This is a genomic window from Bifidobacterium sp. 2450, from assembly GCF_041900695.1.
GTDB classification, from domain to species: Bacteria; Actinomycetota; Actinomycetes; order Actinomycetales; family Bifidobacteriaceae; genus Bifidobacterium; species Bifidobacterium longum.
Genome location: NZ_JBHEEA010000009.1, coordinates 65,740 through 87,834, shown reverse-complemented (window position 1 = coordinate 87,834; position 22,095 = coordinate 65,740). Strand labels below are relative to the sequence as shown.

Below are 22,095 nucleotides of genomic sequence, written 5' to 3'. Positions count from 1 at the left end.
AATACCCCTTTATCGACCTTTATGACTGATGACTTCAATGCAGCGTTCCAGCGCATATACCGGGTCGCCGCCGTTCGTTTTGCTTTGCTCATCCGCCCAGGCGAGCATACGGATGCAATGCGCGAGTCCTGCCGAAGTCCAGCCGCCAAGTTGGCGCATCGCATTCTTCAGCACCCACGGATTGGTTTTCGCTTCGGCCTGTGAAATCGTGCCGGCCCGGACCGCCGAGGCTTTGGCAATGGTACGGAGCTTCATGGCCAACGCGCCGATCAGCGCGATGGGATCGGTCCCTTGTTCCACAGCTGCACGCATCATGACGATGGCTTCTGCGGTTTTGCCTTCCACGGCCTTGTCTGCCACGGCAAAACCGGTGACCTGCGGATTGGCGGTCAAATACTGGTTGACACGGTCGAGCCCCATCGGATTATCGTCAAAGTCGAAACACAGTTGCTCGCACATGGCGGCGAGTTCGCCGGTTTTGCCGCCGAGCACGGATACCAGCTGCTGCGCGGCCATCGGTTCGACTCTACGACCGCGTTTCTCGAATTCTCCGAGTACGAAATTGAGTTGGGCATCCGGTTTCTTCAAATCCGGTACGTCCTCTTTGCGAGCGCCGGCTTTCACCAGTTGGTCGATGATCTTGCGCCCTTTGACGCCGCCCTCGTGCTGGCAGATCACCACGCTGGAGCCGTTCGGATCCTTGGCGGCCTGCTTGGTGTACGTCACCAGAGCTTCGGCGAGCTTTTCGTCGGCATTCTGCAGGTTGACGAGTTTGACCACGGCAACGTCGGAAAGCAACGATGGGCTGACGGCTTCATCGAAGGCATATTGGTCGGCCGATGTGGCGTCGAGCTCGATGAGTTCGGCGTCGGGTCGCGCCTTCAACGCTTGTGCGCACAGTGCCTTGGTGCGCGCGTCGTTCAAATACGAGTCGCCTCCGGGCACCACGGTTACCGGTACGTTCGCTGCTGTTTTCGCCATGCCCCCATCTCGCCACACAGGTTGGACAATGACCTGCCGGTATAACTGCCCGGCAGCACTCCGCGATTAGTCGTATGCCTCATCCAACAGGGCGTCGATATCCGCGAAACGCTTGGGATCGGGACGCCATACCGGGCGACTGGCCGCGATGACCAGTGCCGGGTGTTCCAACGCGCGCAGGTCGTCCAGCGGATTGGCATTCAGCACAAGCAAATCAGCGGATTTGCCGACTTCCAAAGAACCGGTCTCGGCATCGACGCCGAGAATGGAGGCGTTGACGGCAGTGGCTGCGTGCAGGGCCTCAGCCGGACTGAAACCGGCATATGCGACCAGCAGCTCCAGCTCACGCCATGTGGCGTACTGCGGCACGAATGTCATGCCGGTATCGGTGCCGACGCCTATCATCAATCCGGCCTCGTGCGCCTGACGAGCACCTGAAACCATGCCGCCGACCACGTTCTTGGAATTCTCCAATTGGATGTCGGTGATGCCGGTCACGGCGATTTTGATGGCGTTGACGCCAGCCTTGAGATTCTGCGCGACTGCGGTACGCGCCTCTTCCGGGGTGCCGCTGGTCAGTGCGATAAGCGGGGCGCCATGGCCTTCGGGAATCGCCATCAGCGGTCCGGATGCCAAGATACGCGGTCCGAGGATTTGGCCTGCATCAATCTGATCGCGTAATGTCACGACTTCATATCCCACGTCGCCAAGCGTACGGATCGTCGTAACGCCGGATTCCAGCAATGTTGTGGCGTTGTGTTTTACGGTTGCGGCCATGTACGGCTTGCCCAATGGCGAATGCGCGAATGTGGCGACCATACGTTGGCCTTTGGGCGTCGTCAGCTTCGGATTGAGCGGCTTGCCTTGGGAGAACAGATGGGTATGCGCATTGATCAGCCCCGGCATCACGATTTTGCCGGTGCCGTCAAGATAGTGGTATTCGGCTGGCTATTGCGATGGTTGCTGCACCGAATACCGCATTGGCTATTCGGCTTGCCGCCGCGTAAAGAGGCGTTTCGTCTCCTCGCACCAGAGACTGAGACGGACACGCCAAGCGGAACCGAAGCGCACGCCAGGCATTCCGGCCTCATAACGGCGGACATGCTGGAGGCAACGGCTGACGAACACCAGTAGCATGCCGATACCGATTTCCACCGCCACAATCAGCACGGCACCCGTAACGCCGTCTTTCCATGGGATGACGGCCATCGTGCTGCCACCCAGCCACAACGCCACCCGTTCCATCACCAGCGTGCCCCATGACGATATCCACGCGAATACGCCGGCCAGCCATGGCTCGCACCATGCGCAGGCCAATGCCATCAATCCCGCCATCGTGGCCAATCCCACGAACGGCGACACCAGCAGGTTCGCCGGCACGGACAGCAACGGCAACTCCGGTTCCATCAACACCTGAATCGGCAGGGTGAACAACTGCGCGGCCACGGTCATCGCCATCATTTCGGCGATGCCATGCGGCATCGCTCGCTCAAAGGCACCGGCCAGCCGCCCCGCAAACAGCACGATACCCAGTACGGCGGCCGAAGACAAGGCGAATCCGTAGCTGGCCGACATATCCGGATTCACCGCCAATACGCCGATTATCGTCCAGCACAGGGCGCTCAACGCTTGCGTACGTCGCCCCATCGCATACGTCAACGCACCTATCAATCCCATGATGAACGCGCGGGTGACCGAATCGCTGGGGAACATCGCCAATGCCAGCAGCACATATACTCCAGAGACCAGCAACGCCGTCAGCCGCCGATCAAGCAGCATCCACATGCATAACCGGCGCACCAATCCCGCCACCAGTACGAAGTGGCCGCCGGATACGGCCATGAGGTGCATGATGCCGGACTGGCGGAACTGATTCTCCAACGTTTGCGCATACGTGCTGTTGACCGGCATCGGACCGGTCTCGCCGCCGATATAATCCTGGCCAAGCACACCCATCGTCAATCCCGGCACCAACACACGCCCCTGATCGGACAATTGTTCGGTCACGGTGAAAAACGCCTCCTGCATATGCGCGATCGCGGCGAGATGCCACGGCGGAGCCCGCACCTGCGCTACCGGCTGTTTTCCTTCCAAGAGCAGCCATAGCGGTATACGTCCATATCTCGCTTGCTGCAATACGCCTGTCAGCAGATAGACCGCGCCTCGACGCAACTGCCCACAATACGATTCGTCGGCGTATACACGCACAGCGACCGTGGAACGTACATCCGTACCATTCACAGTGATGCCGCTCAGTCGTATGTCCGTCTGACAATCGTATGTGCGTTGGTCCGAAGCGATCACGGGCGTCGTCACCGTGGCCATGACTTCGTGGTATGAACTGGATTGGCGAGCTTGTGCGGAGGCAGGATCATGCCAGGCAATGGTGTCCGACGCGATTGCCGTCATACTGCCGATGCACGCCACCGCAACGCATACGGTCAATGTTCCCGTCCACCGGATCCGCAGGCGGAAAGACACCACGATCATCGCCGCCACGGCAGCACATGACGCCACTGTTATAGGCAATATTCGTGTGACAGGCCATTCCATGCCGATTATGGTGACGTCAATGCCAGCTCCGGCATCGGCCTTTGCCTGACCGGTGCCGAGTCCATCAGACATCCTCCATGCGAATAATGCGTGCGCTCCCAGACTCGCCGCCCACATCACTATGGCGATCGGCAGCATCCTCCAATCGCGGCTCCCCTGCTCGCGCAGTATCCAATCCCTGCTCATCCGACCGTCACCTGCCCTCGCATGGTCTCCAACGTCTTGGAGCCGATGCCTTTGACATCCAGCAGCTGATCGACTGATGTATACCCGCCAATCGCCGTGCGATGATCAATGATCCGCTGAGCGGTAACCGGCCCAATACCTTTGATGGATTGCAATTCCTCAGCGGTAGCCGTGTTGAGGTTGATGAGACCATGCGTGGAAGCGCCGGCATCGCTGCCGTCCGTCTGCATGTGCGGAGATTGCGTGGTATCCGATTCGGGGTTCGCTGTGGCATCGGAATGCTCCGACTGCTGCGGATCCGTGCGTTTCTCGTCCGTGGTGTTCTGCGATGGCATCGTCTGATCTCCAGCGGAGCCGCCCGTGGTCTGCATGGCGGTCGGTTGAGACAGCATGGCCATATTCATCGACTGTTGGACCAGCAATGCCAAGCTGATGCCAAGGGCGACGATCAGCAGCAATATCACGGCCAAGGCATGCCCAATGGTGAACGACAATCGCGGCTGATCCCGGGTGAGTCTGGCTGATTCGCCGACGACATCGGCGGAACGTACGCCAATCAGATCCGATAACGCACGTTTGTCACGGGTCGCCTGCCGCAGGCCGCTCTGCGCCCTTTGGTGCGGATGGCCGGACGGACGAATCCGTGCATGGCCGGGAGGCGGCGGAGGCGTCGTGGGCCGTTCCACTCGCGGTTGGGGCATGGCTTCGCTCTGCCTGCTGAATGCGCGCAAACGGTTGGCGGCATGGTCTGCGCGATGGTTATGAGAAACGCCCATGCATCCACGCTGATGGATTCATGGGCGTTTGTCCAGCTGAAACGGGGTATGTGGTTCTAGCTTATGAAGTTATCCACAATTGAGGTGGGGCGGTTGACGCTCCCCTCAGTCTCGCTACACGAGCCAGCTCCCCTCAAAGAGGGGAGCCTAACCCGCAACAAGTCACTCCGCGGGAACGATGGAGACGATCTTCGGGGCCTTGACGATCACCTTGCGCGGCTCCTTGCCGCCAAGACGGTCGGCGACGGCGGCCAGCGCCTGCTTCTCGAGATCGGCCGGATCGATGTCGACCGGCACTTCGAGCTTGGCGCGCACCTTGCCCTTGATCTGCACCACGGCGGTCACGGTGTCGTGGCCCACGTAGCGTTCGTCGGCCACCGGCCACGGCTCGGCGGACAGGGATTCGGCGTGACCAAGCTTGCTCCACATCTCCTCGCAGATGTGCGGGGCAATCGGCGCGAGCATCAGGATCAGCGGCTCCACGGCGGCACGCGGTACGGCCTTCAGACCGGTCAGGTGGTTGTTGAGCACGATGAGCTTGGCGATGGCGGTGTTCGGGCGCATGCCTTCCATTTCCGCGGTCACTTCGGCAATCGTGTTGTTGAGCAGCTTCAGGGTCTTTTCGTCCGGCGTGTCCTCAGTCACATGGGCCTGGCCGGTGGTCTCATCGACCACATTGCGCCACAGACGCTGCAGGAAGCGCATGCCACCGACCACGTTGCGGGTGTTCCACGGGCGAGACTCGTCCAGCGGGCCCATGCTCATTTCGTACAGGCGGAAGGTGTCGGCACCGTAGTTCTCGTACATGTAGTCCGGGGTCACGATGTTCTTGAGGGACTTGCCCATCTTGCCGAACTCGCGGTTGGCATGTTCGCCGTTCCAAGTGAAGGTCGGCTCGCCGGAGGCGCCGGCCGGGCCTTCCACGACCTCGTCGGCCGGCACGTACTGGCCGCGGTCGTCGGTGTAGGCGTAGGCCTGGATCATGCCCTGGTTGAACAGCTTGTGGAACGGTTCGGCCGAGTCCACGTAGCCGAGGTCGAAGAGCACCTTGTGCCAGAAGCGGGAGTAGAGCAGGTGGAGCACAGCGTGTTCGACGCCGCCGATGTACAGGTCCACACCGCCTTCATCACCCGAGTACTTGTTGTGGTTCGGGCCCATCCAGTAGTCGAACTCGTCCTTCTCCACCATGTGCTTGGTGTCGGTCGGGTCGATGTAACGCATGTAGTACCAGCAGGAGCCGGCCCAGTTCGGCATGGTGTTGGTGTCGCGGTAGTAGGTCTTCTTGCCGTCGCCCAAGTCGAGCTCGACCTTGACCCAGTCCTCGTTGCGGCTCAACGGTGCCTCCGGGTTGGACTCGGCGTCCATCGGATCGAAGGTGCGCGGCTCATAGTCGGGCACGTCGGGCAGGTTGATCGGCAATGCGGAATCCGGCAGCAGGTGCGGGGTGCCGGATTCGTCGTAGACGATCGGGAAGGGCTCGCCCCAGTAGCGCTGGCGGGAGAACAGCCAGTCGCGCAGACGGTAGCTTACGGTGCCCTTGCCCACGCCGGCGGATTCGAGCCAGGCGTTGGCCTTGGCGATGGCGTCGTCCACGCGCAGGCCGTTAAGGCTCAGCGCGTCGCCCTTGGCTTCGGTGGCCTCGACGGAGGAGTTGATCACGATGCCGTCATGGGAGACGAACGGCGCCTTGCCCTCGTAGTTGGCCAAGTCGTCGCCGGAATCCGGCAGAGGCTTGACGGTGTAGATGACCGGCAGACCGAACTTCACGGCAAAGTCGTAATCGCGCTGGTCGCCACCAGGCACGGCCATAATGGCACCGGTGCCGTAGTCCATCAGCACGTAGTCGGCAGTAAACAGCGGGAGCTTCGCGCCGGTGATCGGGTTGGTGGCGTACAGGCCGGTGAACAGACCGGTCTTCTCACCGCCCTCGTCCACGCGGTCCTTGGCGGTCTTGGCTTCGGCGGCGAGCCTGTAGGCCTTCACCGCCTCGACCGGGTTGGCATAGCCGCCCTTCCAGTCTTCGGGTACATCGGCCGGCCATTCGGCGGGCACGTTCTCCAGCAGGTGATGTTCCGGGGAAACCACGGCGAACGTGGTGCCGAACAGCGTGTCGGGACGGGTGGTGTAGATTTCCATGTCCTTGTCACCGTCGGCAGTGGCCACGGTGAAGTGCACGGAGGCACCATGGGATTCACCGATCCAGTTGCGCTGCATGAGCTTGACCTTCTCAGGCCAGTTGATGCCGTCAAGGTCGGCGATGAGGCGGTGGCCGTACTTGGTGATGCGCATGGACCACTGGCGCAGCTCACGCTGGAAGACCGGGAAGTTGCCACGCTCGGACTTACCTTCGACGGTGACCTCCTCGTTGGCCAGCACGGTGCCCAGACCCGGGCACCAGTTGACCGGGGACTTGGAGATGTAGGCCAGGCGGAAGTCGTTCAAGATATCCTGCTGCTCGGCGTCAGTGAGGTCGGACCACTGCTTGCCATCGGACTCGTGGCCCGGAATGGACTTTTCGCCGGATTCGAACTTGGCCACGAGCTCGGCGATCGGGCGCGCGGAGCCCTTGGAGCCGGACGGGTTGGTGGCGTCCTCGTCGTACCAGGAATCGTAGATGCGCGAGAAGATCCATTGGGTCCAGCGCACGTAGCCGGGGTCGATGGTGGCGAACGTACGACGGTTGTCGAAGCTCAGGCCCATACGGTGCAGCTGGCGGCTCATGTTGGCGATGTTCGCCTCAGTGGTCACGCGCGGGTGCTGGCCGGTCTGGACTGCGTACTGTTCGGCAGGCAGGCCGAAGGCGTCGTAACCCATGGCGTGCAGGACGTTCTCGCCCTTCATGCGGTGGTAGCGGCTCACCACGTCGGAGGCCAGGTAGCCCAGCGGGTGGCCGACGTGCAGGCCCTTGCCGGACGGGTAGGGGAACATGTCCATGGCGAAGTAGGCGGTGCGGCCTTCGGCGTTACGGCCCTTGCCGTCCTTCAAATCGCCGTTGACGTTGGCGGCCCAGAAGGTGCCTTGCTCGTCCCAAATCTTCTGCCACTTGTTTTCGATGTCCTGCGCCAGTGCGGCGTTGTAGCGGAAGTTGGGCTCTTCGGTTTGCGTGCTCTTCTCGTTGTCACTCATAAATCAGCAAGGTAGCCTCGCAACTGGACACGTCGTCAATCGTTATTCAGCATCCGAGACGATGGCTTTGGGGTCACCGTTCAGCGAAACCGTGAGCTTTGTTTGGCTTGTGAACGTATCCTTGGCGGCCGTCCAGCTGCCATCCTCAACCATGTCTTCCAATGCTTCCGCGATTTTCTGCGCCAATTGGCTGGTGCCTTGACTCACGGCGATGCCATAACTGACCTCGCCCTTGTCCGCAATCACGCCCATATACTGGGGCCCGTTGGCCGCTTGAAGACCGGAAAGCACCGCCATATCGGAGGCTATGGCATCCACCGACCCTACTTGCACGGCCGTGACGCACTGCGCATAACTGCTGCGCTCCTGAATCCGGGCCTGCGGGTGGTTGCCGCGGAAGATGCCGACTGTCTCGTCACCTTTCACTGCGCACACCGTGCCGTCGCCTACGTCACCCACCGAACCTGCGTCATTGGTGAATCGGCCACGCTCATCCGACCTGACCAGCAAACCGACGCTGGTCGTGAGGTATGGTCCGGCAAAATCAACGATCGCGCTGGACCCATCGGTGATAGGCCAAGAGGCGACGACCATGTCGACCTGTCCATTGTCCAGCATGGAGCGCCGGTTTTCGGGGCGGACCTGTTTGAAGACGATCTGCTTGTTCGCATAGCCGAGTTTGGCGGCCACGTATTTGGCGATGGTGATGTCGAAGCCCTGGTATGTGCCGTCATGCCATGCTCCCACCGATGGTTCGTCGGCTGCGACCCCAATGGCGATGGTGGGCCCCTCCGGCGCTCCGGAGACGGTGGTGACTTGAATTTGGCCGCAACCGGCCAGACCGGACAATGGCAATATCACGCCAAAGGCCGCGGCGAATCCTGCCATCAGTCGGGAGCGAAATCCGCGCCGCATCGGGCGGCGAGCGCGGAGCATGCTACGGCTGGCGAACGATGACCAGTGGTGCATAACCGTCAAACGCCTTACTTGAACATGCGCGAACGTGTGAGGAACCAGGCAACCGCACCGGAGAGCACCATGGAAATCACGATGATGAGCATGAAACCCCACGGCTTGTCAGTGAACGGCATACCCATCATGCCGCCATCGAAGTTCATGCCGTACATCGAGAAGATCAGGGTCGGGATGGACAGTATGATGGAGATGATGGTGAAGATGCGCATCACGTTGTTCAGGTTGTTGGACACGATCGAGGCGAAAGCGTCGGTCATGTTCGCAAGAACGCCGCTGTAAATGTTGGCCATCTCGATAGCCTGCTTGTTTTCGGTGATGACGTCGCCGAGCAGGTCCTCGTCGTCCGGGTATTGCTTGATGCGTTGCAGGGTGGTGAGCTTCTCCATCACGATTTCGTTCGATTTCAGCGATGTGGTGAAATACACCAAAGTCTTGCTCAGCTCCATGAGCATCACGATCTCGCGGTTCTGCATGGAGTGGTGCAGTTTCAGTTCAAGCTTGTCGCTTTCGCGGTCGATGATGCGCAGGTAACGCAGGTACATCGTGGCGTTGCGGTACAGGATCTGCAGGATGAAGCGCGAACGCATGAAGGTGTTGAAGCCTCGGATCGTGCCTTCCATGAATGGGTGGAGCACGGGCGTGTCCTGCATGCAGACGGTGATGATGAGGTTTTCGGTGACGATGATCGACAGCGGGATGGTCTCGTACCAGTCGCGTCCGCCACGCTCTTCCACGGTGGGAATGTCGACGATGATCATCGTGTAATCGTCTTCGACGTCTACACGTGAACGTTCCTCGTCATCCAAAGGGGCACGCAGGTCGGCCAGGTCGATGCCGGTTTGCGAGGCGACGGTGGCGAGCTCCACATCAGTGGGTTCGCTCAAACATAGCCAGGAGCCGTTTTCCGGTTTCTCGATCTGCTCCACTTGGCCATTGATTGAGCTGAAGATTCTCAGCATGTCGTCTCACCCGCCTTCCGCGCTTTCTTACTGTTCTATCACTGTACGGTTCCAAACCGAGATTAGTCTAGACCCACCGTTCGAATTTGCGAGCGGGGTTTCGCATAGCGACCATCACCAGACGATTGGCTGCCAACTTGGCATGTGCGGTCCTCGCAGATCGGTCGGCCCGTTCTCCCAGTCGGCGCTGTCGGCGATGGCGGGAGCCATGTTGTATTCCTCCAACTCCCACAGGGGCTGTTCGGTGGGGGTGCCGTTGACGCTGTGGCGCACTTTGAGCCGGCACCAACAGGCGTTGCGCATGCCGCCGAGTGCGTTCATGCCGTCCGGGTCGAGTTCGAGCAGGTTGGAGATGGTGGCGGCAATCCATGAGCCATGGGTGACGAGCATCAGCGTGGTGGGCGTGCTGTCTGAATAGGCGGAGTCGATGACCAGTGCGCGCACGGCATCGGCACCTCGCTGGCCCACGGCGGCACGGCTTTCCACACCATGCTTGGTTTCGCCCCCAGTGTGCTGTTTCCAAGAGGCGTAGTCGTCGGCTGCCACGGCTTTGATTTCGGCGCGGGTCATGCCTTCCCACTCGCCGAAGCTGCGTTCACGCAGTCGTTGGTCACAGGTGACTGGCAATCCCAAAATATCGGCGAAGGCGTGTGCGGTCTGTTGGGCACGGAACAGGTCGGAGGTCATCACCACCATGCGCCGGCCGGCGGCGGGAGCCTCCTCGAACTGGCGCGTATCAGTGCGTTCGGCGGCGTCAGGACCGGGCTGGGCGATGGCTTCGGGATGCTCGGCAAGTCGGTTCACCTTGGCCCAGTAATACCGTGAAGCGAGCGCGAATCCGGTCTGGTCGACCTGCCATTGGCCTACGATGTCGAGCGGCACATCGATCTGGCCTTGCAAGCGATGTTCGAGATTGTATTGCGTACGGCCATGACGCAGCATCATCACTTCATCGATCATCGGTTTTCGCCACCTCGTTCTCTTGCGGTTTGCCATACTCATCTCAGCACAACCCCTAGAATGGCGGCATGGAGATTTCTGAGTCGACTTGGGCGTTCATCGCCAAACACCGCCGTGAAGATGTGCGTGATGTGGCCTTGCACGCCAAGCATGATGGCGACGTGGATGTGCCGTTCGCGCTGGAGCAAATTGCCGGCTGGCAGCGCGCTTCACTCAAGCTACCTGACTGGGCGTCCCATGATGGGCTGATTTTCCCGCCGCAAGTCCCAATGGAACAATGTTCCAGCCAATTCACCGCACAGTACAAGGCTCGGCTGGCACAACGATTGTTGGCCGAGGAAGCAGTCGACGACGACTCCCCGACATCCCTAGTCGACCTGACCGGCGGGTTCGGCGTCGACTTTTCTTACATGTCCCGAGTGTTCAATCATGCCATATACGTGGAACAACAATCCATTTTATGTGATATCGCTCGCCATAATTTCCCGATACTCGGCCTTGGCCACGCCGAAGTCATCAATGATGATTCAACAGCAGTGCTTGACACGCTTGGCCGAGTCTCCATGATCTTCCTCGATCCGGCCCGCCGTGACGATCATGGCTCGCGTACCTACGCGATTGCCGATTGCACGCCGGATGTGCTGACCCTGGAGGATATGCTGCTGGCCAAGGCACCGACGGTCATGGTCAAGCTCTCCCCCATGCTCGACTGGCATAAGACCGTCGCCGATTTCGCCGGCGCGGTACATGAGGTGCATATCGTCTCCACCGGGAATGAGTGCAAGGAATTGTTGCTGGTGTTGGGGCGCGGCCGTTGCGCCTCACCGCTCGTGGTATGTGCTAATGACGAGCAGGTGCTGTCGTACAAGGCCGGCGATAACAGCGACAATCACACCACTATCAGCGATTCTGCCTTGGCTACACGCAATACTTGCAATACCGAAGATCCCCCGTCTGAGGAAAGCGCGAACGACTTCGATTCCTCGCATTGGAAGTACCTTTACGAGCCCAACGCCTCAATCATGAAGGCCGGATGCTTTGATGTTCTCGAACAGCGCTTCGCCGCGCATCACATCAGCCCGAATAGCCACCTGTTCGTGGCGGCCGAACCTATTGCCGATTTTCCAGGCAGGTCATTCGCCATCGAATCCATCGCCACCATGAACAAGAAAGAACTGAAACAGCTATTGGCCGGCCTCACGCACGCCAACATCGCCGTACGCAATTTCCCCCTAACCGTGGCCCAGCTACGCAAAAAACTCAAACTCAAGGACGGCGGCAACACCTACCTCTTCGCCACCACCGGCACCCAAGGCCGTCACCTAGTACTGCGCACTAGAAAGCGAAAAAGTGGCTCCCTCTGACGAGGAAGCCACCAATACGTCAGCTAATCAGTCCTTGGCGATGGTCTTGCCGGCGGTCGGACCGGAGGCAAGGTCCTGGATCTCGGTGACTTCGAGAACCGGAATCACGGCCGGCTTCTTGGTGCCCTTTTCCTCGGCGACCTTGACCTGCTCGTTGTAGATGTCGTCGTCAACGTGCAGCACCACGTTGCCGCGGAAGCGGTAGCCCTGCTTCTTCTCGAGGTTGGCGAAAGCGATGACCAGCGGGGAACCGTTCTTGAGGTTCTCGTAGTGCTGGCCAGCGGTGCGCTCGTGGTAGGCGATGTGCGTGTCGTCCAGCACGAACAGGGACATCTTCGGGCCGAGATCCAGTTCGCCGTCCTTGGAGACGGTGGTGATCCAGCCGAGGTTGTTCTTGATGAATTCCTTGATTTCCGGAGTAATGACTGCCATGTCGAATCCTTTCATGATTGCTACGGATAACGTCCTTACTCTTTCCAGAGTACCGGTTTCGAACGCGACTAGCCCGGATGTTCGCTGTGAGTAACCTCACCCTCGCACAGCTTTCATCCGGTTTTTGCCTGCTTGGCGATGCCATGCCCCGGTCGCGCACCAGCCACACACCTGTCACACACCCGACGCCCATCGACCGGTCGATTTTGGCCGGTAGTTCCCGTAATGTGTGAGCCGAGAGAGCCACAAGTTTTCCTAACTGTCCTGAGGTGCACCATGGGTTTGGTCGAACGTTTCAGCAAGCTGCGCAGCCGCTGGTCCCGCAGCTTTCCCCCGAATCTCGCCCGACTCATGTTGCTGGGCTGCGCCGCATTATGGGGTGGCAGCTATCTGCTCGCCAAATTCGCCATGGAGGCGATTCCGCCCCAATGGCTGATGGGTCTGCGCATGATCGGCGCCTGCCTGTGCATGCTGGCCTTGTTCCATAAGCACATCGTGCCGTATCTGACGCCGAAAATCATTGTGCCGGCGCTCGTGGTGGGCCTGACCTACTGGGGCACGATGGTCACCCAGACCATCGGCCTGCAGACCATTGAACCGGGCCGCAGCGCGTTCCTGACGGCCGCCTACTGCGTACTCACCCCGTTCGCCACGTGGATTATTTCAAAAACCCGTCCGAAGGCCATCAATCTGGTCGCCGGCGTGATCTGTCTGATCGGCGTCGGCTTCGTCTCGCTGGAGCCGGGCGGGTCGCTGTCACTGAGCGCCGGCGACTGGCTGACCATCGCCACCGCGGTCATCTTCTCGTTCAATCTGACCTGCCTTGGTGTCTACACCAAACGTTTCGACCCTATCGCCGTCACTTTTGTGCAGTTCGGCGTTGCCGGCGTATTGTTCATCATCGGCGCGTTGTTCACCGAACCCATGCCGAACGCCAGCTGGCTAGCACCCTCAGTAGTGGCCAGCGTGCTCTATCTGTTCCTCGGCGCCACGATGAGTGCCCAGATTATGCAAAACATCGGTCTGGCTCACGTGCCTGCCTCGCAGGCGTCAATCATCATGTGTACGGAAAGTCTGTTCGCCGTCACGTTCTCCGCGCTGTTCTGGGGCGAGACAATCATGTGGAGTTCACTGGTGGGCTTTGCGCTGATCTTCGTCGCCGTGCTGATGTCGGTAATCAAGCCGACCAAACAGTCGCTGCACCGGAACTGACGATTCAGTTTCGGCCATGGATGGTCATGGGTTCTCCATTGCCCTGAACCGTTACTACACTAGTGAGATGCGGCATGTCGTACCGCCGTATCGGGAGGAATCATGAATCTGCTTGAGGCCGTGGAAGCGCGCCATGCCGTGCGCGATTACACGGACGAGCCGTTGACCGGCGACCAGATCGACGCACTTGGCAACGCCATCGCCACCATCAACAGCGATGACGGGCTTGACATCCAACTCGTTCACGATGTGGACGACGCTTTCGGCGGTTGCCCGACCCATTATGGGCGATTCAAGAACGTACGTAATCTCATCGCCCTTATCGGACCGGAACACAAGGACGACAGCGCAGCGGTTCTGGACGAAAAAATCGGCCATGCCGGGCAGTTCCTGGCGCTGACCGCGGTCTCGCTGGGACTCGACACCTCTTGGGTGGTACTGCATGAGACCAGCGAACATGATGGCGCGTGGACGCTCGGTGAAGACGAGCGCATGCCCGCCGCCATCGCGCTCGGGCACGCCAACAGCCCCGGCCGCCCGCATCGTAGCAAACCGGCCGAGGAATTGGGCGTTGTGGAGAACGGCGAATATGCCGATGCGCCTGCTTGGTTCCATAACGGTATCGAGGCGGCGATGCTGGCTCCCAGTGCTTTAGGCAAGCAACCATTCCGATTCACGCTGCTGGCGGATGGCCATACGATGAAGGCCGAGGCTCTTGAAGGCGTGCAATCGGAAATCGGACTTGGCATCGCCAAACTGCATTTCGAGTTGGGTGCCGGCAACGGCAGCTTCGCTTGGGCTGCATGAAGTCCTGCTGAACGTCGTTTTCGCTCCAAGAGAACCAATTTCGGTTGTTCTTTGCGCTACTTTGCGCCACTTTGCGCTGATTTCCACTGCTCATCGGCACCATATATTTGAGTCATTCCACATTCCGCTGGCTAGGTTTTGAAGGTCTCGTGTAGGCATCCTCTCGCTATCACCGAGCCTTAAGCAACCTTCCAGCCCGACACTTTACGGTCGTGTCTTGTGAAGAAGTTTTTCGAAGGTCTTTCCCTCTCATCCATCGTGGCGGGCACCCTTGCCGCCGTCACCTCATTCTTACTGGCATCGAAAATCGGTATCGCCGGCTCGGTAATCGGCGCGGCAGCCAGCTACATCGTCTCCGCGGTGGCCACCAAAATCTATCAAAACGTACTCACCGCCTCCGGTGAGAAACTACAGTCGGTCTCGTCTTCCGGCAATGACGATGACACTACGGCCAATAAGTCCGATAAGGCAGCCGAATCCGAGTCCGATACGACGATGACCGGCATGGTCAATACCGTTCCCACCGCGCGCAAGCCGCGCGAAGTCGTGTCCAATCGAGCGAACGGACGAACCTATTCGGTCAATGAACTGCGCAAGGCCCGCTCCCATAATTCGAAGCGCACCGCCATTATCGTCACGCTGGTATCTGGCCTGCTCGCCGTGGCAGTGACCGCCGGCATCGTCATGCTGGTCACGCAGGGCCGTGGCACGGACCATATCATCACTCCGTCCACCACGCCCACGCAAACCGACACCAATCCGCAGACCGACACGTCCAATCAGAATAACGGGCTGCCGCAGCCGGGCATTACCGACGGTTCGAATGATTCCAACACCAAGGACTCCACATCCGGCTCGTCCAACGACGGCACCGATTCAAGCACGTCCGGCTCGACCGGCACCGACTCCTCTACCGATTCCAACGCCAATGGATCCACCGATGGTTCGACCGGCACCGATTCCTCCACTAATCCGGGCACGACTGGCGGTTCCACCGGTTCCGGCACCACCGGAGGCTCCACCGGCACCGGCAACGGTTCAACCGGATCGGGTTCAGGATCAACCAATGGCTCCGATTCCTCTTCCAGCTCCACGGGCGGATCATCCAGTTCAAACTCCGGTAATAGCGGTTCGAGCGGCTCCTCAACCGGTAGCAGCAGCGAAACCGGCATCAAATTCATTGGCTGACAATCGCCGACTCGATGGCAGCGATGGCGGCAATGCCAGTCAATGACGTGGGGCAATGAGAACATGGAACGTATGACTACCATCATTATGAATACCTCTGAGGGCAGCATCACCATCGACCTGTTCGACGACAAGGCTCCGAACACCGTGGCCAACTTCCTGGGCCTCGCCACCGGCGAGAAGGAATGGGCGGACCCGTACACCGGCCAGCCTTCCCACGGCAAGTTCTACAACGGCCTGACCTTCCACCGTATCATCAAGCAGTTCATGATTCAGGGCGGTTGCCCGCTGGGCACCGGTACCGGCGGCCCTGGCTACGAGTTCGACGATGAGATCGACCCGAGCCTGAAGTTCGACAAGCCGTACCTGTTGGCTATGGCCAACGCCGGTCTGCGTCGCGGCATGGACGGTAAGGTCCATGGCACCAACGGCTCCCAGTTCTTCATCACCACCGTGCCGACCCCGTGGCTGGACGGTCACCACACCATCTTCGGTGAGGTCGCCGACGACGACTCCAAGAAGGTCGTCGATAAGCTCGAAGCACTGGACACCGATCCGATAGATCGCCCGCTCGAGCCGGCCGTGATTCTCTCTGTGGACGTGGCGGAGTAAGACCGACAACATATTCGGCAAAGGTCCTGTTTGGTATTCCAGTCAGGACCTTTTCGTGTTCTTGGCTCCCCTCACAGAAGGGAGCCAGAGTAAGGCAACGGCCTACTTCATCTTGCGCAGTCGAGGTTCGGCGGATTCCTTGGCACCAGTGATGCGGTACACGTCGAACACGCCATCAATCTTGCGCACGGCTGCCAGCAACGAGTTGAGATGCTGCGGATCGGCCATTTCGAAACTGAACTGGCTGGTGGCCACGCGATCGGAACCGGTGGCGATCGTACCGGAAATGATGTTCACGCCATGGTCGGAAAGCACACGTGTCACGTCCGAAAGCAGGTTTCGTCGATCCAGCGCCTCGACCTGAATCTTGACCATGAACAGGCCCTTGGTGCTGGTCCATTCGACTTCGACCACACGCTCAGGCTGCTTGTTTTTCAGATCGATCATGTTCTGGCAGTCGGTGCGGTGCACGGATACGCCCTGATTACGGGTGATGAAGCCGATGATATTGTCACCGGGCACCGGCATGCAGCAACGGGCCAGCTTGATCCACACATCGCCCACGCCCTTGACGGACACGCCGGTGGAGCTGCTGGAGGCCTTGCGCTCCACGGGCTTCAGCGGCAGGACTTCCTGCTCGACTTCCTCATCGACCTCGTCGGCACCCACATCCTTGACCAGATGCGAGATGACGTTCTGCGTGGAGACCTGTCCGTCACCAATGGCGGCGAACACGGCGTCCGCGTTCGGGAAGTTAAGGTCGTCGGCCACACCCACCAGTGCTTCGGGCGTAAGCAATGTGTTGACCGGCAGATTGCGCTTGCGCATCGCGCGGGTCAGCTCGTCGCGGCCCTCCTCGATGGCTTCAGTACGACGCTCCTTGGAGAACCACTGACGAATCTTGTTGCGGGCCTTCGGGCTCTTGACGAAGCTCAGCCAATCGCGTGACGGGCCGGCTGTATCGGATTTGGACGTCAGAATTTCGACGGTATCGCCATTATCGAGCGTGGTGTCGAGCGGCACCAAACGACCGTTGACGCGCGCACCCATCGTACGGTGGCCCACTTCGGTGTGCACGGCGTACGCGAAGTCGACCGGCGTGGCGTGAGCGGGCAGGGATACGATTTTGCCTTTCGGCGTGAACACGTAGACTTCGGACGAGCCAAGGTCTTCCTTGAGCGAGCCCAAGAATTCGTTGGAATCAGGGGTTTCGCTGGTCCAGTCGGCGAGCTGCTGAATCCATTTGAGGTTATCGACCTCGGAAAGCTCCTGATTGTTTTCATCACGCTTTCGATCGGACTTGTCCGGCGAGCTCAGGGCGCGGCCGGCCTGGCCGTTTTCCTTGTATTTCCAGTGCGCGGCGATGCCGAATTCGGCGCGGCGGTGCATGTCCCAAGTGCGAATCTGGATTTCGACCGGCTTGCCACCGGGGCCCACCACCGTGGTGTGCAGCGACTGGTACATGTTGAGCTTCGGCATGGCGATGTAGTCCTTGAACCGGCCGGGAACCGGGTTCCACCGCGCATGCACGGCACCAAGCGCCGCATAGCAGTCCTGAATGGTGTCGACGATGATGCGTACACCGACCAAATCGTAGATGTTCGCGAAATCATGGCCGCGCACGATCATCTTCTGGTAGATGGAGAAGTAATCCTTCGGGCGTCCGGTGACGTATGCCTTGATGTTCTGCTCGTCGAGATCCTCGTTGATCTCCGCCAGAATCTGCTTCAGATGCACATCGCGCTGGCCGGCTCGGCGAGCTACCAGCACCACGATCTCGTTGTAGATCTTCGGGTAGAGCACCTTGAAGCTCAGTTCCTCGAGTTCCGTCTTGATGGCGTTCATACCGAGTCGGTTGGCCAAAGGCGCGTACACGTCGAGGGTTTCACGCGCCTTCTTCTGGGCGGACGTGGTCTTCACATAGCGCCAGGTGCGAGCGTTGTGTACGCGGTCGGCGAGCTTGACCACCAAGGTACGCACGTCGCGGCTCATGGCCACCACGAGTTTGCGAATGGTTTCGGCTTGGGCGGAATCACCCACTTCAAGCTGACTCAGCTTGGTAACGCCATCGACCAGACCGGCCACGGTGTCGCCGAATTCGGCGCGGCATTGATCCAACGTATAGTCGGTGTCTTCCACCGTGTCGTGCAACAGGCCGGCTGCCACCACGATCGGGCCCATGCCCAGATCCGCGAGAATCTGGGAAACGGCCAGCGGGTGGATGATGTACGGCTCGCCAGACTTGCGGCGCTGGGCGGAGTGCTGGATGACGGCACGCCGGTAGGCACGGTCGAGAATGGACAAATCCTCATCGGGGTGATGGGACTCGCACACCTTCTTGATTGGATCCAGCGGATTGAGTGGATCGGCACTGATCTCACAACCCAACTTACGGGCGGCGTACTGCTCGCCATCAATCTCTGCCATGCCAGTCACCTCCCTCGTCATGAAGTTCATTGTAGCCGCGAACCGGAGCCTTGTGCATGCACCTGTTCGCCATCATTGGTTCCGCAACCGTTGTTGCCGTCATCACCTTAATCATTCAACCGGCCTAATCCGGTCAGGACGCCACTCCCGTCGAACCGAACCCGCGTTCGGCGCGATCGGATCCGGGCAGTGTCTCGGCCGGGATGAACCGAGCCTCAACATACCGCTGAATCACCAATTGAGCGATGCGATCGCCCGGATGGAAGACGGCGGTGCGCTTCGGATCGAGGTTGATCAGCGGCACCTTGATCTCGCCACGGTAGCCGGCATCAACGGTGCCAGGCGCGTTGAGCACGGTGACGCCCTGTTTGGCGGCCAGCCCGGAACGCGGATGCACCAACGCCACGTAGCCCGCAGGTAGGGCGATGGCCACGCCGGTGGGCACCAGTGCCCGTTCAAAAGGCTTCAGCGTCACATCGACGGTGGTGATGAGGTCGGCACCGGCATCGCCCGCGTGGGCATAGTGCAGCTGGGCCGGATGTTCGGGGTCGAGGTTCTTGACCAGGACCTCGGTGGATTCGGGCTCGTTGTAGGTCTCGTCGAACGCCATCAGGCGGCGCACTCCTCACACACCGGCTGGCTATCCTCGTCCGTGTAGGCGAGCTGGCTGCGATGCTTGACCAGGAAGCACTGCGAGCAGATGAACTCGTCACCCTGCATGGGGATGACGGTCACCGAGGAATCCTCGTTGCTCAAATCGGCGCCCGGCAGTTCGTAGTCTTCGGCGATGGCGTTCTCATCGTCGTCGATGTCGCTCGAGGCGTTCTGCGAGGACTTCCCCAGCGCCTGCAGCGATTCCTCGTCCTCATCCTTGTTGCGGGGGGAATCATAATCCTGAGCCATCATGGTCCTTTCGTCGTCTTTGGTTCGTAAGTCGATATATATAGCACGGTCAGCGCCGTACTCGCCCATAGGATACACGATTTGAAATACTCGTAAAGTTCGACACGTGGGGCATACTTAAAAGAAGTAATGTCTTTGCGACGGAAAGTGGTGCGAATATGCCAGATGATCGGCTTGAAAAAGCCCGTTTCGTGCGCGTGAGCAAGACGGGGGACCTCGTATTCTCCCTTGGCGGCAGGGAAATGGCTGTGAGCGTGGACGACACGCTCGAACGGGCGATTCTTGAGGCCAAGCAGGTCAGAAGCGAGATGCGACAGGCTCCCCAGCCGCATCAGCAGTCCACTTTGCCGATTTCCCAGATACAGTCGCTGATTCGTGCCGGCGCCGATCCGGCCCGTGTCGCGGAGAAATATCATCTGAGCGAAATGCTGGTACGTCGTTTCTCCATGGCTGTGGAGACCGAGAAACAGTATGCCATCGAACAGTTCCTTGCCGTGGCGGCACCCAAAGACAGCAGGGTGCGCACCATCAGCGAACTGGTGGAACGCACGCTGGCCTCTGCGGGAATCGGCATGGAATCAGTGACCTGGAAATCCACCCGACGTGGACTTGAGCCTTGGCGCATCGTGGCGATATTCACTTCCGCGGGCCGTGAGATCCATGCCGAATGGACGTGGAATATGCATGACAATTCCGTGATGAGCCTGAACAATGCCGCTCGAAAACTGCTCGGCGAACAGAATCCGGAATCAGCCACGGATTCCAAACTCAAGCCGACGATTCCTGAACTGCCCGGCGACTCCGTACGCTCCGCGCGTATCGAGCGCGCCGTGTCTGCTTGGGCGGCGCCTACGCCTTCGATTCCGGCCGCGCGGCCTGCCGCAATCCGGTCCTCTGTCACTTCCACAGGTTCCATGCCTCCGGTGGACCTATCCACGTCCATCTCACCGGCCACGACCCAGGCTCATGGCACTACGGCCCCCAGCCCGGTCTCTTCGCAGACCGCCGGATCTGTTTCGCCATCTGCCGCAGGATTACAGCAATCGCCTGCCACGGCACCAGAGCAGGGCTCTGACAATGTTTCGGACAAGACCATACGGCGTGGCTCCAATGCACAGCTGGTAGCCACCGAGCAGGAGCGGGCGGCCGAATCCGCCGCCACCGAACATGAGGCACCAGCCAAACCGGCCAAGCGTAAATCAGGACGTTCGGCCGTACCAAGCTGGGACGAGATTCTGTTCGGAGACTGAATTCCCGAATCAGGCCATATCGATCAGGCAGGGAATATCCATTTCCAATGCCGTTTGGGAGCCATGCACGCTCGGCAGGTGGGTGGCTTTGTCTCCTTGGGTACGCGAATCGACGAGGGTCACGGCTCCCGCTGCCTGCACGACCACATCGCCGAGCATTGGCCGGACTCGCTCGCAGACCGGTCCAAACAATCCGTCCGCGATGGCCTCATCCTTGGTACGCACCAAGGCTCGGTCTTGCAGATAATCGCGCCACCGGCAAGCTATATCCTCAGGTCGTTCATCCGGCTCGGCATACAGCATCAGCGAGCGCGGCTCTCCCCCGACCAGTGACACGCCTCGGGTGAGCTGCGGTTCAACGGCGATGTCAATCCGCTGGTCCATGTCGGTTTGCACCATGCCGTGGTCGGCTACGATGACGATCAGCGTGCCTTTGGGTGCGCTGCGTTTCAGGAGCGCGAGCTGGGCGTCGATATGTTCGAATGCGGCCACCCAGTGTTCGGAATCCCACCCGTAATTGTGGCCGACTTTGTCGGCGTCACGGATGTACAGGTAGGTCAGGCCGGGGGTGCGGGAGGCGCGCGCGGCGGCCAGCACACGATCGCGTGGGGTGACATTGCCTTGATAGTCGGTGCCTCGCAATGCGGCTTCGGTCAATGGCGATTTGGAGAACTTGGGCAACCCCGAGCTCGTGGCGCGCACCTCTTGAGCCGCAAGTTTCTCGAACACCGTCTCCTCGCGCTGCTGGTCGAGCGGATCGACCATGGGCGGCACAGGAATGTGCGGATTGGCTGGTTTGGGTGCCAGCGCGTCTTTGAACTGGATGAGTTGGATGAGCTTATGGCTGGCGGGTTCGAGCTGCGTATAGCCCGCCATTGCGGTCAGTCCCGGGCAGGTTCCGGTACCGAATGCGGCCGTGGCCGCCACAGTGGTGCTTGGAGCACAAGTAGCGATGGGACGCTGATTGGCGCTTTCGTTCATCAGCGAACGCAGATAGGGCGCGTGGCCGAGGCGCATGGCGAGGTTCCAGTAGCCCAGGCCGTCCACGAGCACCACGATGGCCGATTCGGCATCGGGCAGCCCCAACGCGCGCTGGCAGGCCTTGGGATCGGCGTGGACCTTGGTGGGGGTCGGATGTCCGATGGCGGCGGACAAGGCGGGCAGCACGGCGGACAGGTGCAGTGCTCCCCCACGCCGATCGGCCGGGGCGTCATCCCCATAGCCCACAGTGGGCACCAGCCGCAGCAACTCGTCCATATCCGGCGTCTCAACACTCATAGTTGCCCATTCAAGTAGCACCCCTCCCCTTGGCTCAGTGCGCAGAGAACGGTTCTCGATAACAACTGTGCGCTCCAACGCACATAATCAAACAAACGCACATCGA

Annotated in this window: 18 protein-coding genes and 1 pseudogene; 6 read left to right on the top strand and 13 right to left on the bottom strand. The window is 60.1% G+C overall.

The annotated features are described in order from the left end of the window. Positions 1 to 9: 9 nt before the first annotated feature. The 8 genes and pseudogenes from holA to ACEUKI_RS06750 all read right to left on the bottom strand — a co-directional run bounded on the left by holA (position 10) and on the right by ACEUKI_RS06750 (position 10,516). Positions 10 to 981, bottom strand: a complete 972-nt coding sequence (gene holA / locus ACEUKI_RS06785) for a DNA polymerase III subunit delta (protein WP_374156637.1) — start codon at positions 979 to 981, stop codon at positions 10 to 12. A 66-nt stretch (positions 982 to 1,047) separates the two neighbouring features. Beyond that, positions 1,048 to 1,929 (bottom strand): annotated as a pseudogene (locus ACEUKI_RS06780) (amidohydrolase family protein); the annotation flags it as partial. Positions 1,930 to 1,965: 36 nt separating this feature from the next. Then, a complete protein-coding gene (locus ACEUKI_RS06775; RefSeq protein ID WP_179133385.1) occupies positions 1,966 to 3,720 on the bottom strand; it encodes a ComEC/Rec2 family competence protein in 1,755 nt (584 codons plus the stop codon). Then, the gene (locus ACEUKI_RS06770) at positions 3,717 to 4,496 is read right to left on the bottom strand and encodes a ComEA family DNA-binding protein (protein WP_374156636.1); all 780 of its coding nucleotides are present in this window, start codon (positions 4,494 to 4,496) and stop codon (positions 3,717 to 3,719) included. Before ACEUKI_RS06770 ends, ACEUKI_RS06775 begins: the two co-directional genes overlap by 4 nt. Positions 4,497 to 4,658: 162 nt before the next feature. Further along, the gene (gene leuS, locus ACEUKI_RS06765) at positions 4,659 to 7,622 is read right to left on the bottom strand and encodes a leucine--tRNA ligase (RefSeq protein WP_374156635.1); all 2,964 of its coding nucleotides are present in this window, start codon (positions 7,620 to 7,622) and stop codon (positions 4,659 to 4,661) included. A gap of 42 nt (positions 7,623 to 7,664) precedes the next feature. After that, positions 7,665 to 8,510: a glutamate ABC transporter substrate-binding protein gene (locus tag ACEUKI_RS06760; protein ID WP_181896185.1), complete on the bottom strand. Its 846-nt coding sequence runs from the start codon at positions 8,508 to 8,510 to the stop codon at positions 7,665 to 7,667. 95 nt (positions 8,511 to 8,605) lie between these two features. Then, positions 8,606 to 9,556, bottom strand: coding sequence for a magnesium transporter CorA family protein (locus tag ACEUKI_RS06755; protein ID WP_115770193.1), 951 nt, complete (start codon positions 9,554 to 9,556; stop codon positions 8,606 to 8,608). A 114-nt stretch (positions 9,557 to 9,670) separates the two neighbouring features. Further along, complete coding sequence (locus tag ACEUKI_RS06750; protein ID WP_080784718.1) at positions 9,671 to 10,516, bottom strand: histidine phosphatase family protein; 846 nt, start codon at positions 10,514 to 10,516, stop codon at positions 9,671 to 9,673. A 68-nt stretch (positions 10,517 to 10,584) separates the two neighbouring features. On the opposite strand from ACEUKI_RS06750, the gene ACEUKI_RS06745 reads away from it, so the two are divergent. Next, complete coding sequence (locus ACEUKI_RS06745) at positions 10,585 to 11,880, top strand: class I SAM-dependent methyltransferase (protein WP_179133384.1); 1,296 nt, start codon at positions 10,585 to 10,587, stop codon at positions 11,878 to 11,880. Positions 11,881 to 11,907: 27 nt separating this feature from the next. Here the strand turns inward: ACEUKI_RS06745 and ACEUKI_RS06740 are convergent, their stop codons facing one another. Beyond that, positions 11,908 to 12,312, bottom strand: a complete 405-nt coding sequence (locus ACEUKI_RS06740; protein ID WP_007052678.1) for a pyridoxamine 5'-phosphate oxidase family protein — start codon at positions 12,310 to 12,312, stop codon at positions 11,908 to 11,910. A gap of 276 nt (positions 12,313 to 12,588) precedes the next feature. On the opposite strand from ACEUKI_RS06740, the gene ACEUKI_RS06735 reads away from it, so the two are divergent. From ACEUKI_RS06735 to ACEUKI_RS06720, 4 genes are all read left to right on the top strand, one after another. Next, positions 12,589 to 13,524 carry a DMT family transporter gene (locus ACEUKI_RS06735; protein ID WP_080784717.1) on the top strand — a complete coding sequence of 312 codons (936 nt, stop codon included), beginning with the start codon at positions 12,589 to 12,591 and terminating at the stop codon, positions 13,522 to 13,524. 102 nt (positions 13,525 to 13,626) lie between these two features. Then, a complete protein-coding gene (locus tag ACEUKI_RS06730) occupies positions 13,627 to 14,331 on the top strand; it encodes a nitroreductase family protein (protein WP_115770194.1) in 705 nt (234 codons plus the stop codon). A 219-nt stretch (positions 14,332 to 14,550) separates the two neighbouring features. Beyond that, complete coding sequence (locus tag ACEUKI_RS06725; RefSeq protein WP_144169478.1) at positions 14,551 to 15,519, top strand: hypothetical protein; 969 nt, start codon at positions 14,551 to 14,553, stop codon at positions 15,517 to 15,519. A 72-nt stretch (positions 15,520 to 15,591) separates the two neighbouring features. After that, on the top strand, positions 15,592 to 16,131 hold the full coding sequence (locus tag ACEUKI_RS06720; protein WP_186289873.1) for a peptidylprolyl isomerase: 540 nt from the start codon (positions 15,592 to 15,594) through the stop codon (positions 16,129 to 16,131). A gap of 102 nt (positions 16,132 to 16,233) precedes the next feature. Here ACEUKI_RS06720 and ACEUKI_RS06715 read toward each other — a convergent pair whose 3' ends face one another. The 3 genes from ACEUKI_RS06715 to ACEUKI_RS06705 form a co-directional block, all read right to left on the bottom strand. Further along, positions 16,234 to 18,558, bottom strand: coding sequence for a bifunctional (p)ppGpp synthetase/guanosine-3',5'-bis(diphosphate) 3'-pyrophosphohydrolase (locus ACEUKI_RS06715; protein ID WP_186289874.1), 2,325 nt, complete (start codon positions 18,556 to 18,558; stop codon positions 16,234 to 16,236). Positions 18,559 to 18,691: 133 nt separating this feature from the next. After that, complete coding sequence (gene dut, locus ACEUKI_RS06710; RefSeq protein WP_374156634.1) at positions 18,692 to 19,168, bottom strand: dUTP diphosphatase; 477 nt, start codon at positions 19,166 to 19,168, stop codon at positions 18,692 to 18,694. Beyond that, a complete protein-coding gene (locus tag ACEUKI_RS06705) occupies positions 19,168 to 19,461 on the bottom strand; it encodes a DUF4193 domain-containing protein (RefSeq protein ID WP_115770196.1) in 294 nt (97 codons plus the stop codon). The genes dut and ACEUKI_RS06705 overlap by 1 nt, the downstream gene beginning before the upstream one ends. A 158-nt stretch (positions 19,462 to 19,619) precedes the next feature. On the opposite strand from ACEUKI_RS06705, the gene sepH reads away from it, so the two are divergent. Beyond that, the gene (gene sepH, locus ACEUKI_RS06700) at positions 19,620 to 20,711 is read left to right on the top strand and encodes a septation protein SepH (RefSeq protein ID WP_080784711.1); all 1,092 of its coding nucleotides are present in this window, start codon (positions 19,620 to 19,622) and stop codon (positions 20,709 to 20,711) included. Positions 20,712 to 20,720: 9 nt separating this feature from the next. Here the strand turns inward: sepH and ACEUKI_RS06695 are convergent, their stop codons facing one another. Beyond that, positions 20,721 to 21,989, bottom strand: a complete 1,269-nt coding sequence (locus ACEUKI_RS06695; protein ID WP_374156633.1) for an alkaline phosphatase family protein — start codon at positions 21,987 to 21,989, stop codon at positions 20,721 to 20,723. Between the last annotated feature and the right edge of the window lie 106 nt (positions 21,990 to 22,095).